Origin of the sequence: Pseudomonas sp. ANT_H4 (assembly GCF_008369295.1) — a bacterium.
Lineage (GTDB): Bacteria > Pseudomonadota > Gammaproteobacteria > Pseudomonadales > Pseudomonadaceae > Aquipseudomonas.
Genome location: NZ_VOBG01000012.1, coordinates 21,728 through 35,536, shown reverse-complemented (window position 1 = coordinate 35,536; position 13,809 = coordinate 21,728). Strand labels below are relative to the sequence as shown.

The 13,809-nt window shown below is 61.8% G+C and carries 12 protein-coding genes and 2 pseudogenes; 12 read left to right on the top strand and 2 right to left on the bottom strand.

From position 1 onward, the window contains the following. The first annotated feature begins 94 nt into the window (after positions 1-94). Both FQ182_RS16740 and FQ182_RS16735 read left to right on the top strand, forming a co-directional pair. Entirely contained in the window at positions 95-1,447 is a 1,353-nt protein-coding gene (locus FQ182_RS16740) for a citrate-proton symporter (RefSeq protein ID WP_256666205.1), read from the top strand. 101 nt (positions 1,448-1,548) lie between these two features. Continuing rightward, positions 1,549-2,292 (top strand): annotated as a pseudogene (locus FQ182_RS16735) (OprD family outer membrane porin); the annotation flags it as partial. A 90-nt stretch (positions 2,293-2,382) separates the two neighbouring features. Here the strand turns inward: FQ182_RS16735 and FQ182_RS30355 are convergent. Continuing rightward, positions 2,383-2,508: pseudogene (locus FQ182_RS30355) on the bottom strand (LysR family transcriptional regulator); the annotation flags it as partial. Between the two features lie 163 nt (positions 2,509-2,671). On the opposite strand from FQ182_RS30355, the gene FQ182_RS16725 reads away from it, so the two are divergent. From FQ182_RS16725 to FQ182_RS16680, 10 genes are all read left to right on the top strand, one after another. Further along, positions 2,672-3,442 carry a FadR/GntR family transcriptional regulator gene (locus FQ182_RS16725; protein WP_149413160.1) on the top strand — a complete coding sequence of 257 codons (771 nt, stop codon included), beginning with the start codon at positions 2,672-2,674 and terminating at the stop codon, positions 3,440-3,442. A 206-nt stretch (positions 3,443-3,648) separates the two neighbouring features. Continuing rightward, positions 3,649-4,851 carry an ABC transporter substrate-binding protein gene (locus tag FQ182_RS16720; RefSeq protein WP_149413161.1) on the top strand — a complete coding sequence of 401 codons (1,203 nt, stop codon included), beginning with the start codon at positions 3,649-3,651 and terminating at the stop codon, positions 4,849-4,851. Positions 4,852-4,919: 68 nt separating this feature from the next. Continuing rightward, on the top strand, positions 4,920-5,780 hold the full coding sequence (locus FQ182_RS16715; RefSeq protein WP_003215751.1) for a branched-chain amino acid ABC transporter permease: 861 nt from the start codon (positions 4,920-4,922) through the stop codon (positions 5,778-5,780). 1 nt (position 5,781) lies between these two features. Next, positions 5,782-6,792 carry a branched-chain amino acid ABC transporter permease gene (locus tag FQ182_RS16710; RefSeq protein ID WP_149413162.1) on the top strand — a complete coding sequence of 337 codons (1,011 nt, stop codon included), beginning with the start codon at positions 5,782-5,784 and terminating at the stop codon, positions 6,790-6,792. Continuing rightward, the gene (locus FQ182_RS16705) at positions 6,789-7,538 is read left to right on the top strand and encodes an ABC transporter ATP-binding protein (RefSeq protein ID WP_149413163.1); all 750 of its coding nucleotides are present in this window, start codon (positions 6,789-6,791) and stop codon (positions 7,536-7,538) included. Before FQ182_RS16710 ends, FQ182_RS16705 begins: the two co-directional genes overlap by 4 nt. Then, positions 7,538-8,233, top strand: a complete 696-nt coding sequence (locus FQ182_RS16700) for an ABC transporter ATP-binding protein (protein ID WP_149413164.1) — start codon at positions 7,538-7,540, stop codon at positions 8,231-8,233. Before FQ182_RS16705 ends, FQ182_RS16700 begins: the two co-directional genes overlap by 1 nt. A gap of 13 nt (positions 8,234-8,246) precedes the next feature. Continuing rightward, positions 8,247-9,527, top strand: coding sequence for a Zn-dependent hydrolase (locus FQ182_RS16695; RefSeq protein ID WP_149413165.1), 1,281 nt, complete (start codon positions 8,247-8,249; stop codon positions 9,525-9,527). After that, positions 9,524-10,927 (top strand): amidase, encoded by a 1,404-nt coding sequence (locus tag FQ182_RS16690; protein WP_149413166.1) that lies wholly within the window; start codon positions 9,524-9,526, stop codon positions 10,925-10,927. The genes FQ182_RS16695 and FQ182_RS16690 overlap by 4 nt, the downstream gene beginning before the upstream one ends. Positions 10,928-11,103: 176 nt before the next feature. Further along, on the top strand, positions 11,104-11,967 hold the full coding sequence (locus FQ182_RS16685; RefSeq protein ID WP_149413189.1) for a LysR family transcriptional regulator: 864 nt from the start codon (positions 11,104-11,106) through the stop codon (positions 11,965-11,967). An 84-nt stretch (positions 11,968-12,051) separates the two neighbouring features. Beyond that, positions 12,052-13,056: a LacI family DNA-binding transcriptional regulator gene (locus FQ182_RS16680; RefSeq protein ID WP_149413167.1), complete on the top strand. Its 1,005-nt coding sequence runs from the start codon at positions 12,052-12,054 to the stop codon at positions 13,054-13,056. On the opposite strand, the gene FQ182_RS16675 is transcribed toward FQ182_RS16680, so the two are convergent. After that, positions 13,053-13,778 carry an SDR family oxidoreductase gene (locus FQ182_RS16675; protein WP_149413168.1) on the bottom strand — a complete coding sequence of 242 codons (726 nt, stop codon included), beginning with the start codon at positions 13,776-13,778 and terminating at the stop codon, positions 13,053-13,055. The two genes, FQ182_RS16680 and FQ182_RS16675, sit on opposite strands and share 4 nt — an antisense overlap. Positions 13,779-13,809 lie beyond the last annotated feature (31 nt).

Below are 13,809 nucleotides of genomic sequence, written 5' to 3'. Positions count from 1 at the left end.
TTTAATGCTGTAACTGAACTGCCCACCCACACGCCTGTTCCTCGGCCACCCGGCCGGGGTCTGGACGACTTATAACTAAAATCGAGGGGCTAGTATGCACACTGAACAATTGACCCGATCCGATCCGGATCAGACACCCGAAACACCGTCCCCGGACGCTGGCAAAAAGAGCATCTTTGCCGTGGTGCTGGGCAACGCGGTGGAGTTTTTCGACTTTGGTGTGTACGCAACTTTCGCGGTGATGATTGGCCACACGTTTTTCCCCTCCGACAGCGCCTTCGTCAGCTTGATGCTGTCGGTCACAGCCTTCGGCATCGGCTTTATCGTACGGCCGTTGGGCGCCGTACTGATTGGCGCCTACGCCGATCGTGTCGGGCGCAAACCGGCGATGTTGCTGACCCTGGTGATGATGGCTGTGGGCACCGGCAGTATTGCGATCTTGCCCGGCTACGAGACCATTGGCATCGCCGCGCCGATCCTGCTGGTGGTCACCCGCATGATCCAGGGCCTGGCCTGGGGCGGTGAAGCCGGCCCCGCCACCACTTACATCCTGGAAGCCGCACCGCCACACAAGCGCGGCACTTATGCCTGTTGGCAAGTGGTCGCCCAAGGCGTCGCGGCGATGGCTGCAGGCCTGGTGGGTTATACCCTGACCAAAGTCATGTCACCCGAAGACCTCAACAGCTGGGGTTGGCGCGTGCCGTTCGTGTTCGGTCTGCTGGTGTTGCCCATCGGCATCTACATCCGCCGCAACCTGGCAGAAACCTTCCACGGCCACGGCGAGCAGACCAGCACCGGCGAGCTGGTGCGGGAAGTCTGCGGTAAGCATCGGCGGGCGCTGGTGCTGGGCTTGCTGATCCTCTCCGGCAGCACCATCACCCAGTACTTCCTCAACTATATGACCACCTTCGCCCTCACCGAACTGAAGTTGCCCACCAGCATTTCCATGCTCTCCACCCTGGTGGCCGGGGCGGCGATGGCAGTGTGCGCAATCGCCGGCGGTATACTCTGCGACCGCTTCGGCCGCCGCGTGATTCTGATGACGCCACGGGTGGTGTTGCTGCTGATCCTGTTCCCCGCGCTGCAACTGATGACCGAACACCCCAGCCCTTCGACCTTCCTCATCACCCTGGCCGTACTGTCGGGCCTGCATGGCATGAGTGGCGCGGCGTTGATCGTGTTGCTGGTGGAGAGCTTTCCCAAGTCGGTACGTTCCACCGGTTTCTCCATCGTCTACGCCTTCGGCGTGGCGGCGTTTGGCGGCACCGCGCAGATCATCATCACCTGGCTGATCGGCACCACCGGTGACCCGATGTCGCCGGTCTGGTACTTGCTGATCGCCAACGTGGTGTGCCTGACCGCCGCCTGGTTTGCCAAGGAAACCCGGCCATCGCTGCCTGGCCAATCGGCCCGCGAAACCCGGCTCACAGAAGCCCCGGTTCGCTGATACCGCTTCCCACTGTCCCGCGTCTTTTCGCCACTGACCGGTCGAGCCCATGGGTTTGGCCGGGACGGTCGCCTTACGTCTTACTTGTGTGGGGATTCACCATGTATCCACGTCTTTTGCTGGCCGTCACCCTGGCCACAAGCACTCAGGCTTTTGCTCAAGAGAATGCCCAGGCCAGCGCGCCCGGTTTTCTTGAAGGCAGCACCCTGGACCTGAACCTGCGTCACTACTACTCCAACCAGCACACAAAGCGCACCACCCGCCTGAGCATCAAGAAACCCGGCGGCATCGAGCCGACCCGCGTGCGGGAAACCTGGGTGCAGACCAGCATGCTCAAGTACAGCTCCGGCTACACTCAGGGCCTGATTGGTGTCGGTGTGGACGTGGGCGTATTCAGCGCGGTCAACCTGGAACGCGGCCATGGCAAGGTGGCCAATGGCGGCGACCGCGTGCTGGTGGACAGCGACGGCGACGCCATCCCGACCTGGAGCCGGCTGGGGGTGGGCGATGTGCGCTTTCGGCTGTCCAGCACCGAACTCAAGGCCGGCCGCCTAATGACCGACAACCCGATTCTGCGCTACAAGGATAACCGCGCCCTGCCCTCCAGCTTCCAGGGCATGGGGCTGTACAGCAACGAACTGGATTGGCTGTCGATTCAAGGCGGCAGTTTCGACCGGGCGATCCCCCGCATCGGCACCGGTGCCGAACGCCTGACCACCACCTTCGGTAACCGCGCCTACAGCGGTGCGCGCATCAGCTATCTGGGCGCCACGATCAAGCCGGGCTATGGCCTGGAAGCCAGCCTCTACGGCTCGCGCTTCGAAGATATGTGGGACCAATACTATGAGTGTGGACGTTACCTGTTCGGCCAGGCATTCGCCCTCCACCGTCAAACGGATACCTCGGGGCCCGCGCTCAATCAGGGCGGCACCAAAGAAGTGCTCCAAGTGCTCGATCTGCCGGCTCACGGCCGTCGGCGTGACGTACAACCGCTCAGCCGCCTTACGCAACGAAGCGCAGCGCGCGACCTCGTGGAAATACCGCAAGGCTCGTAATTGCATGGTCGGGTTGCTCCTGCATAAAGACTGAGCGGTGAAGGGAGGCAATTACTGCGCCAGACCTGTTTGCGACCCTTCTTGACTGAAAACGACCCCTGCCGTTGACGCCCCTCGCCAACCCCTATTAAGTGCTATTTATCCGCATTAATACGATAAATAGAAAACCATGCTCAGCCGCCCCCTGCGACGCAAACGCCAGAAGCTTTCCGATGTGATTGTCGAGTCGGTCAAGCGCTCCATCGTCACCGACGCCCTGAAGCCCGGCGACCGCTTGCCTACCGAGCGTGAGCTGATGGAAAGCTTCCAGTGCTCCAAGGGTTCGGCCCGTGAAGCCCTCAAGGCGCTGGAGGTCGAAGGACTGGTCAGCACCCGCACCGGCCCCAGTGGCGGTGCCTATTTGAATCAGGCCGGCACCGAGCCGGCCAGCCGCGCCTTGCGCAATTACCTGCACTTCCAGCATCTGGATGGCGAGCAGGTCTATCAGTTGCGCAAGGTCATCGAGGTGGAACTGGCCGTGTCGGTGCTCGGTCGCTTGAGCGAAGACGACTATCGCGCCCTCCAAGACAACGTGGATTTTTGCAGCGCACCGGAAGACAGCGAAGCCGGCCAGCGTGAACAGCGCCTGGCGGAACTGGAGTTCCATAATCTGCTGGCCCGTGCCTGCCCCAATCCGCTGCTGAGTTTCATGGCGCAATTTCTCAACGATTTGCTGCGCGACCTCGTGGTGCTGAAAAAAGCTTACAAGCCCAAGCGCAAGCAGTTCGACGCTGCCAACCTGGACTATCACAAGCAGTTGCTGATCGCTTTTCGCGCCGAAGATGAAACCACCGTGCGCACCTTGATGCATGAGCACATGTGCGACGCCGAACACCACATGACCGCGCTCGAAGGCCAAGTCAGCCCGCATTTTCTACTGGAGTTCGATCACAACCACTGACCCCGTTTTACCTGTAGGAGCCAGCTTGCTCGCGAGGGTCGTTAACGATAACGCGGGAAATCTGATGCCCATCGGCGCGCTCGGGTTTCTCGCGAGCAAGCTCGCTCCTACATAAGACCCACCCCAATAAAAGGCCTGCCCACAGGCCGTGATGCGCCGTTTTGCCATTGCCACTCCTGCCAATAACTAAACCAGGGAGTCACCCCATGCAGCGTCGTACGTTGTTGAAAGCCAGCCTCACCGCCGCAGCCGCCCTCAGCCTTCCGTTGAGTGTGCGCTCTGCATTTGCCGCCGAGCCGTTTACCTTTTATGGCCTCAAGTCCATGTCTGGCGCCTTTGCCAGTTATGGCAAGTTTGCCGACATGGGTTCACGCCTGGCGGTGGAACAGCATCCCGAACTATTGGGTCGCCCGCTGAACTACAAGGTGATCGACACCGAAGGCAATGCCGGCAAGGCGGTGCGCAAAGTTCAGGAAGCGATTCAGCAGGACGGCGCGCGGTTCTTCCAGGGGTGTACCCTGTCGTCCTCGGCGCTGGCAGTGGCCAAGGAAGTGGGCAAGGCCGGAGGTGTATTCATGACCCCGGTGGGCGCCGATGAAGTCACCGGAAAAGACTGCAACAGTGCAACCTTCCGCTGGTCGGTGCCAACCTACGGTGCGATCCGCGAAACCATCGTGCCGCTGATCAAGTTACTGCCCGATGCCAAGCGCTGGTACACCATCACCCCGCAATATGTGTTCGGTGAAGCGCTTCTGGAAGGGGCCAAGTCGGTACTCGCCGAACATGGCCTGGAGCACTGCGGCAACAGCTATCACTCGTTACAGGAACAGGAATTCTCCGGCTACCTGACCAACGCCATCGCCGCCAAACCCGACGTGCTGGTGCTGCTCAATTTCGGCAGCCAGTCGTCCAATACCCTGCGCCAGGCAGTCAACTTCGGCATCAAGGAACGCATGAAAGTGCTGCTGGTATGGTCCGCCGGACTCGACCAGTTCCAGGAACTGGGCAGCGACCTTCTCGACGGCGTGTACCTTGGCGCGCAGTACTGGCACCAGGTCGACACCCCGCTCAACCGCGAGCTGGTGAAACTGACCCAAGCCAAATACGGCATCAACCCCACCTACCCTCTGGCCGCTGACTACATCAGCACCAAAGTCATGCTCGACACCATCATCGCCACCGGCAGTTTCGACGGGCCGACCGTGGCCAAGGCCATGCAGGGCCTCAGTTACGAAGGGCCGACCGGCAAGGAATCGATCCGTGCCGGCGACCACCAGGTGATCAAGGACTACTACCTGCTGGTGGGCAAGGCCGCTGGCGATATGGCCGACAAGGACGACCTAGCCAAGGTGATCAGTTCCGGCCAATCGTTCCCGCCGGTAGAGGCCACCGGCTGCGTGCTCGGCTGATCCGCTAAACCATTACCGGTAACACACGACAGGGCCGCTCGGGCGGCCTCCTGTTCGAGGATTCCTGCATGCTCAATCTTTACCTGTTCCAGATACTCAACGGCCTCGGGCTGGGGATGATCTACTTCCTGATCGCGGTCGGGCTGACGATCATTTTCGGCCTGCTGAACTTCGTCAACTTCGCCCACGGTGCGTTTTTCCTGCTGGGCGCCTACATCTGCTACACCGCCGTCAGCCTCACCGGCAGCTTCTGGCTGGCCCTGCTGATCGCGCCGCTGGTGGTGGCCGCCCTGGCCTGGGTGATCGAGCGATTATTGATCCAGCGGATTTACCACTTGCCGCACATGTTCCAGATTCTGGTGACCTTAGGGATCGCGCTAATCATCCAGGAAGCCAGCGTGATGATCTGGGGCCCAGTGGGCAAAAGCGTCGCCGTGCCCGAATTGCTGCGAGGCGTGCTGGTGGTGGGTGATTTCGTCTACCCCTACTACCGCCTGTTCCTGATTGTCTTTTCAGGGCTGGTGGGCCTGGGCCTGTGGCTGCTGCTGGAGCGCACGCGCTTCGGTGCCCTGGTGCGTGCCGGCAGTGAAAGCACCGAAACCGTATCGCTGCTGGGCACCAACATCTTTCGCCTGTTCTCCATGACCTTCGCCCTCGGCGTCGCTCTGGCCGGCGTTGCCGGTGTGCTGTTTGCCCCGTTGCGCGGCGCCCAGCCCTTTGTCGGCCCGGAAATCCTCGGCGTCGCCTTCGTCGTAGTGGTGATCGGCGGCATGGGTTCCTTCAGCGGTGCCCTGGTGGGCGGTTTGCTGGTGGGCGTGGTGCAAAGCCTGATGACCACACTCTGGCCCCAGGGTGCGAGCCTGATGATCTACGGCGCAATGGCCGTGGTGATTCTGGTACGCCCTTACGGCCTGTTTGGGAGAGCCTGACATGAGCGAGAAAAACCCCCTGCCGTTCGCCAAGACCCAGTCGCGCTATATGCTGCTGTTAGTGCTTGCGGTGTTGATCGGTCTGCCGTTGGTCCTGCCTTCGGCGACCCTGGCCACCGAGATCCTGATCTTCGCCATGGCCGCCCTGGCCTGCAACCTGCTCCTGGGCTACACCGGGCTGCTGTCGTTCGGCCAAGGCATCTTCTTCGGTGCCGGGGCGTATTGCGCGGCGCTGTTGATGATCCACCTGCAACTGGGCCTGTTCAGCGCGCTTTTAGGCGCAGCGGTGGCCGGCGGTTTCCTGGCTTTTTTGGTCGGTGCCCTGGCGATCCGCCGTACCGGCATCTACTTCGTGATGCTGACCCTGGCGTTCAGTCAGATGGCCTACTTTATCGCCTACACCTTGAGCGACTGGACCGGTGGTGACAACGGCCTGCTCAGCGTGCCGCGCCCGGAGATCCGTATCGGTGAAACCGTGCTGCTTTCACTGACCGATGCCCGCGCGTTCTATGGCTTTGTCGCGGTGCTGTTCCTGCTGATCTTCATCGGCGCACGCCGGGTGATTGCCTCGCCGTTCGGCAGCACCCTGATGGCGATCCGTGAGAACGAAACCCGCGCCTCGGCCATCGGCTACGACACCCGCCACTTCAAGATTCTGGTGTTCGTATTGTCCGGCGCGGTGACCGGGATTGCCGGTGCGCTGTACGCCATGCTCCTGCACTTTGTGCCGCTGTCGAACATCGACCTGGCGATGTCCGAGAACATCCTGATCATGACCATCGTCGGCGGCGCCGGTTCGCTATTTGGTTCGCTGTTGGGAGCCGGTTCCATCGTACTGCTGGGGGATTTCCTTTCCGACCTGTGGCCGCGTTGGCTGATGCTGCTGGGGGTGATTCTGATCCTGGTGGTGATCTTTATGCGCGGTGGTTTGTGGGGCGGTTTGTCGTCGCTGTTCGAGCGGCTGCGCGGCCATCGTAAAACCAGCGTCGAAACCAAGGAGAAGCTGTCATGAGCATCCTGTTGGAAACCAAGAATCTGGAACTGGCCTACGGCGCCTTCCACGCGGTAAATGGCGTCAACCTCAAGGTCGAAGCCGGCACCATCCACACCATCATTGGCCCCAACGGCGCTGGCAAGACCAGCCTGTTTCACTGTCTGACCGGCGAGCGACAGGCCACTGCCGGGGCGATTCATTTCGACGGCAAGAACCTGATGCGCAAGCCGGCCCACAGCCGCGTGGGCCTGGGCATGGCCCGTTCGTTCCAGCTCACCAGCCTGTTCCAAAACCTCAGCGTGCGGGAAAACCTGCGCCTGGCCGCACAAGGGCGCGACGGGATGAAAGCGCTAAACTTCTGGCGTCGGGTCGACAGCAAACGCGAACACCTGGAGATGGCCGATCAGGTATTGGAACGCCTGCAACTCACCGCCCGCGCCGAGACCCTGGCTGGCGAGTTGTCCCACGGCCAGCAACGGGTGCTGGAAGTGGGCATGTCGATCTGCTCGAAACCGAAACTGCTGATGCTTGATGAACCCACTTCGGGGATGGGCATCGACGACATTCCGATCATGACCCAACTGATCAGCGACCTCGGTCGTGACCATACGGTGCTGTTGATCGAGCACAACATGAGCATCGTCATGTCCATCAGCCAAACCATCACGGTAATGAGCCACGGCCAAATCCTGGTGGAAGGCCCACCGCAATTGGTCCGTGCCGATGAGCGCGTGCGCAGCGCCTACCTGGGAGAAGCCGCCTGATGCTGACCGTCGACAATATCCACTCCTACTACGACAAGAGCCACGTCCTCGAAGGCGTGTCCCTGACCGTCAACCCCGGCGAACTGGTGACCCTGTTGGGGCGCAACGGTGCCGGCAAGACCACCACCCTGCGCAGCATCCTGGGGATTATCTGCCCGCGCCAGGGCCAGATTCACTTCAATGGCCAGCCGCTGGTGGGGCAGAAAATCTTTGAAATTGCCCGCCAGGGCCTGGCGTTGGTGCCAGAAAATCGAGGGATTTTCCGCCTGCTCACCGTCGAGGAAAACCTGCGCATTGCAGTGCGCAAGACCAGTCGCTGGCAGATGGAAGATGTCTACGCCATGTTCCCGCGCCTCAAGGAACGCCGCAAAAACGCCGGCCATGCACTGTCTGGCGGCGAGCAACAGATGCTCGCCATCGCCCGCGCCCTGCTCAACGATCCCAAGCTACTGATTCTCGATGAACCCACCGAAGGCCTGGCCCCGGTGATCGTCGACGAACTGGTGAAGATCCTGCGCAAGGTCAAGGACGACGGCCTGCCGGTGCTGCTGGTGGAACAGAACCTGATGGTCTGCGACAAGCTCGCCGACCGCCATTACGTCCTCGAACAAGGCCGCGTGGTCTACGAAGGCAGCGCCGAAGCCTTCCGCGCGGACCCGACGATCAAGAACCGTTATTTGGCCCTGAGTGCCTGACCGGAGATTCCTTATGAACAGCTCTGTGGATTTGTCCAACCCACTCGATAGCAATGCGCCGTTGATCAATGGCGAGCGCTTGTGGCAGTCGCTGATGGACCTGGCGCGCCTGGGCGCCACACCAAAAGGCGGCGTGTGTCGCCTGGCCCTTACCGACCTCGATCGCCAGGCCCGCGACCTGTTTGTGCAGTGGTGCAAGGCGGCTGGTTGCACTGTCAGCGTCGATGCCATCGGCAATATTTTCGCCCGCCGCGACGGGAGTGATCCGAACCTTGCGCCAGTGATGACCGGCAGCCATATCGACACCCAGCCTACCGGCGGCAAGTTCGACGGCTGCTATGGGGTGATGGCTGGCCTGGAAGTGATCCGCACCTTGAATGACTTGAATGTGCAGACCCAGGCGCCGATCGAGGTGGTGGTGTGGACCAACGAGGAAGGCTCGCGTTTCCCACCGTGCATGATGGGTTCCGGGGTGTTTGCCGGGAAGTTTGACTTGCAGGACACCCTCGACAAACAAGACGAGCAAGGCCTGTCGGTGGGCGCCGAATTGCAGCGTATCGGCTACGCCGGTTCCCGCGCTGTGCTAGGTCACCCGGTTGGCGCCTACTTTGAGGCGCATATCGAGCAAGGCCCGGTGCTGGAAGATCAGGCCATCACCGTCGGTGTGGTCATGGGTTGTCTGGGCCAGAAGTGGTTCGACCTGACGCTGAACGGCGTCGAGGCCCACGCCGGACCGACACCAATGCACCTGCGCAAGGACGCCCTGGTGGGCGCTGCGCAAGTGGTCAGCGCGGTAAACCGCATCGCCCATGAACAACAACCCCACGCCTGCGGCACCGTCGGCTGCCTGAGTTTGCATCCGGGTTCGCGCAACGTAATTCCCGGCCAGGTGCACATGACCATCGACCTGCGCCACCTGCACGCCGACAAGCTGCAAGCCATGGTCGATGAAGTGCGCCAAGTGATCGAGGCCACTGCCCGGCAACACGGCCTGACCTTTGAGCTGACGCCTACCGCCGACTTCCCACCGTTGGACTTCAATCCAGCCTGCGTCAACGCCGTGCGCGATGCTGCCACCGCCCTGGGCTTGAGCCATATGGACATCGTCAGCGGCGCCGGGCATGACGCGATTTTCGTCGCCGAACTGGGCCCGGCGGGGATGATTTTTGTACCGTGCGAAGGCGGCATCAGCCACAACGAAATCGAAAACGCCGCGCCGGATGATCTGGCGGCGGGCTGCGCGGTGTTGCTGCGGGCCATGGTTAATGCGGCGCAGGGAGGTAAAGCACCATGACTGATATTGCCAACCTGACGGCCGTCGAATTGCTGGCCCGCTACCGGGATAAAACCCTGTCGCCGGTAGAGGCGACCGAAGATGCGCTGTTGCGTATCGAGCGCTACAACCCGGCGGTCAACGCTTACTGCCATGTCGACCCCGAGGGCGCACTGCACGCCGCACGGGCTTCGGAACAACGCTGGTTCAAGGGCCAACCCTGCGGCGCCCTCGACGGTGTACCGTCGTCCATCAAAGACCTGACATTGACCGTCGGCATGCCCACTCGCAAGGGCTCACGCACCTCAAATGCCGATGGGCCGTGGGACGTCGACGCGCCCTTCTCGGCGTTTATGCGCAAGGCCGGAGCGGTGCTGCTGGGCAAGACCACCACCCCGGAATTCGGCTGGAAAGGCGTCACTGATAACCCGCTGTACGGCGTCACCCGCAACCCGTGGGACACGCGGATGACGGCTGGCGGTTCGTCCGGCGGTGCGGGTGCTGCTGCGGCACTGAACCTGGGCGTGCTGCACCAGGGCAGTGATGCCGGTGGCTCGATCCGCATTCCCTGCGCCTTTACCGGCACCTTTGGCATCAAGCCGACCTTTGGTTATGTGCCGCAGTGGCCAGCCAGTTCCATGACCATCCTGTCCCACCTGGGGCCGATGACCCGCACCGTGGAAGACGCGGTGTTGATACTGCAAACCGTCGCGCAACCCGATGCACGGGATGGCTTGATCGGCGCACCCCGCACCACCCCGTGGTTGCAGGACGGCACGGACTTGAAGGGCTTACGTATCGCCTACAGCCCGAACTTCGGTTATGTGCAGGTCGATCCGCAAGTGGCCAAGGTGGTCGCCCAGGCGGTCGAAGGCCTGGTGCAACTGGGCGCCCATGTCGAACAGATCGACCCCGGCTTCAGCGATCCATTGGAGGTGTTCAATACCCTGTGGTTCGCTGGCGCGGCGCGCTTGACCGGGCAACTGACCAGCGCCCAATGCGAGCTGATCGACCCAGGCCTGCTGCGCATCGCGCAATTGGGCGAGCGGATCAGCCTGAGCGACTACAGCGCCGCCCTGGAAGCACGGGCCGCTTTGGTGGCGCGTATGGCTGCCTTCCATGAGCATTACGATGTTCTGGTGTCACCGATGATGCCCATCACCGCCTTCGAAGCCGGCCACAACGTGCCGCCGGGTTCCGGGCTGGACGAATGGATGGAATGGACGCCGTTCACCTACCCCTTCAACCTGACCCAGCAGCCGGCGGCATCAGTGCCCTGCGGCTTGGCGGCCAATGGTTTGCCGGTGGGGTTGCATGTAGTGGGCGCGCGGTTTGCCGATGAGCAGGTGCTGCGAGTGTGCCGGGCGTATGCGAGGGCGTTTCCTGCCAAGCACTTGCAGGCCCCGCGTTTTTTGGGCTGAAATATGATCAACGGGTGGGAGGGGTTATTGAGTACATATCCGTTGCTGCGGTAACGGATATGTACTCAATCAAATCCAGCATCTCCCGGCCGGCTACCAGGCCGCCATCGAAGGCAAGCCAGCCCCCACATTTGATCTGCTCTACAATGCTCGTCCTACTCACCCTCGGGACCGACATGGACATCGAACTGGCACGCACCTTCCTGGAAATAACCCGCTGCGGCAGCCTGGCCGCCGCGGCCGAGAAACTCCATGTCACCCAGACCGCCATCACCGCCCGCGTGCAAAAGCTGGAAAGCCAACTCGACAGCACGCTGTTCGTGCGCAACCGTGCCGGCGCCCGGCTGACCGCAGACGGTGAGGCCTTCGTGGTGTATGCCAATCAGTTGGTACAGACCTGGGAAGCGGCGCGCCGCGACCTGCCGCTGCCGGACGGTTACCGCAACGTGCTGCACATCGGTGGCGAAGTCAGCCTGTGCAACCCGCTGATGCTCAGTTGGGCCCAGGCCCTGCGCGAACACATCCCCGGCCATGCCCTGCGCACGGAAATCCGCGACGGTGAATACCTGTTGCGCCAATTGGAACTGGGAGTACTGGATGCTGCGCTGGTGTTCCAGCCGCAGTACTGGCCGGGGTTACAGGTGGAACAAGTGCTGGAAGAGAAGTTGATCCAGGTGCGGCTGGTGGCTCGGCCCGAACCCTATGTGTATATCGACTGGGGCCCGGGTTTCCGTAAGCAGCACGACGCGGCCTTGCCGGACAAGGCGCGGGCGGCGGTGAGTTTCAATCTTGGGCCGTTGGCGTTGCAGTACATTCTGGAGAACGGCGGCGCCGGGTATTTTCGCACGCGGGTGGTACAGAGTTATCTCGACAGTGGGGTGATGGAGCGGGTGCCCAAGGCGCCGGAGTTTGGTTTCCCCACCTACCTGGTGTATTCGCGAGAGCGCGATTGTGCGGTGTTGCAACAGGCGCTGGTGTTGCTTCGAGGCGTGGTCAAGGCGGAAAGTGATTGGTCACAGCGCTGGGACCCGGTGATTTGAGCCACGGGTTGCCAGCGCACATGCTAGCCTGCTGGTGCTTTCCAACTGCCGCACTTTTCCGGACCACCCAAGCATGCCCTGCCGATGAACAAGAAAAAATCCGTCACCATCAGCGACATCGCCAAACGGGTCAATATGACCACCATCACGGTTTCCCGGGCGCTAAACAAACCTGATCAGGTCAAGCCCGCCACCCTGGCGCGGATTCTTGAGGTGGCGCGGGAACTGGACTATGTGCCCAATGCCTTCGCCCGCGGACTCAAACGTAGCGAGAGCCTGATCATCGGCGTCATCACTGCATCGGTGGACAACCCCTTTTATAGCGAGATGATCAAGGCCATCTCCCGTGAAGCGAAAAAGTACGGCTACACCATCATGCTGGTGGACACCGACGAGCTGGAAGAACTGGAAAGCAAGGCCGTCGACACGCTGCTGGGATACCGGGTGGCGGGGATCATTTTGTCACCCGTCTCCGACGAACCCAGCTATCAGCCGGATTACCTGGAGCGCCTGAGCAATGGCAAGACCCCGGTGGTGCTGCTTGATCGCACAATCCATGACAGCCCGTTCAGCCGCGTGGTGCTGGACAACTACCACAGTGGCATCGAGGCCGCGCAATACCTGCTGCGCCAGAACCCGGCGCTCAAGCGCTTGCTGGTGTTGACCGGGCCACAACACTCACGGATCACCGAGGAGCGGCTCAAAGGCTTGCGTGTGGTACTGGCCGAGCATCCCCAGGTGCAGGTCGAGGTGTTTGCCGGTGACTACACCCTGGAACCGTCCTATCAAAGCACCCTGGCCTACCTGGCCGAACACTCGGCACCAGACGCAATCATGGGCTTCAACCAGTTGATCACCCTCGGCGCCTTGAAGGCCTTGCGGGTACACGGCATCCCCCACGAAAGCCTGACCATCTGCGGCATCGACCGCCTACCCTTCGCCGATATCTTTGGCGTGCCGATTGCCTGTGTCGCCCATGATGCCTCGCTGGCGGGCAGCAGTGCGGTACGGCTGTTGCTTGATCGCCTCGAAGACCCGCACAAGCCCCGGGACAAGGTGGTCATTGCCGGCAAGCTGGAGAACGGTTAGCGGCTGGTGTAGCCACCGTCGATGGGCAGGCTGACGCCGCTGATCATGCTGGCGGCATCGCTCAGCAGAAACAGCACCGGCAATGCCACTTCGACCGTCTCGGCAAAACGCCCCAGGGGAATCGCCGCCAAGGCCGGATCGCGCTTGGCCGGATCGGACCAGGCTTGTTGCGCCATGGCCGTCAGGGTCACGGTGGGGTTGACGCTGTTGACCCGAATCCCGAAACGCCCCCATTCGGCACATTGCACGCGGGTGATTGCATCCAGCGCGGCCTTGGAGGCGCAATAGCCGAGGTGATCGTCCAGCGCCACCAGCGAGGCCTGGCTGGACACGTTGACGATACTGCCGGCGATCTTCGACTTGATCATCAACGCCGCCACCCGACTGGCAACTTGCGCCGCCGCACGGGCATTGACGTTCATCACCAGGTCAAATGCCTCGCTGCTGATGGCCGCTGCTGGCTCCAGGCGCGATATACCCGCACAGTTGACCAGCCCGTGCATCGGCGGCAGGCCTTGCAGGGCCTGGTCCAGGGCCGCGCTGTCGGCGATATCCAGGCACAGGGTTTCACAGCCCAGTTGAGACAAGGCGCTGGCGTCACGGCCAAGGGCAAACACCTGGGCGCCGCTGGCGATCAGTTGCAGGGCAATCTCCCGACCGATGCCGCTGCTGGCGCCGGTGACGAGGATGCGCCGGAGGGTGAAGTCAAAAATTGCGTTCATGGTTCACGGCCCTAAAAAGATGGAGATCCAG

Bases quoted from the DNA above. Each gene is read 5' to 3' on its own strand.
- FQ182_RS16740 (WP_256666205.1), top strand. From the start codon at position 95: ATGCACACTGAACAATTGACCCGATCCGATCCGGATCAGACACCCGAA.
- FQ182_RS16725 (WP_149413160.1), top strand. From the start codon at position 2,672: ATGCTCAGCCGCCCCCTGCGACGCAAACGCCAGAAGCTTTCCGATGTG.
- FQ182_RS16720 (WP_149413161.1), top strand. From the start codon at position 3,649: ATGCAGCGTCGTACGTTGTTGAAAGCCAGCCTCACCGCCGCAGCCGCC.
- FQ182_RS16715 (WP_003215751.1), top strand. From the start codon at position 4,920: ATGCTCAATCTTTACCTGTTCCAGATACTCAACGGCCTCGGGCTGGGG.
- FQ182_RS16710 (WP_149413162.1), top strand. From the start codon at position 5,782: ATGAGCGAGAAAAACCCCCTGCCGTTCGCCAAGACCCAGTCGCGCTAT.
- FQ182_RS16705 (WP_149413163.1), top strand. From the start codon at position 6,789: ATGAGCATCCTGTTGGAAACCAAGAATCTGGAACTGGCCTACGGCGCC.
- FQ182_RS16700 (WP_149413164.1), top strand. From the start codon at position 7,538: ATGCTGACCGTCGACAATATCCACTCCTACTACGACAAGAGCCACGTC.
- FQ182_RS16695 (WP_149413165.1), top strand. From the start codon at position 8,247: ATGAACAGCTCTGTGGATTTGTCCAACCCACTCGATAGCAATGCGCCG.
- FQ182_RS16690 (WP_149413166.1), top strand. From the start codon at position 9,524: ATGACTGATATTGCCAACCTGACGGCCGTCGAATTGCTGGCCCGCTAC.
- FQ182_RS16685 (WP_149413189.1), top strand. From the start codon at position 11,104: ATGGACATCGAACTGGCACGCACCTTCCTGGAAATAACCCGCTGCGGC.
- FQ182_RS16680 (WP_149413167.1), top strand. From the start codon at position 12,052: ATGAACAAGAAAAAATCCGTCACCATCAGCGACATCGCCAAACGGGTC.
- FQ182_RS16675 (WP_149413168.1), bottom strand. From the start codon at position 13,778: ATGAACGCAATTTTTGACTTCACCCTCCGGCGCATCCTCGTCACCGGC.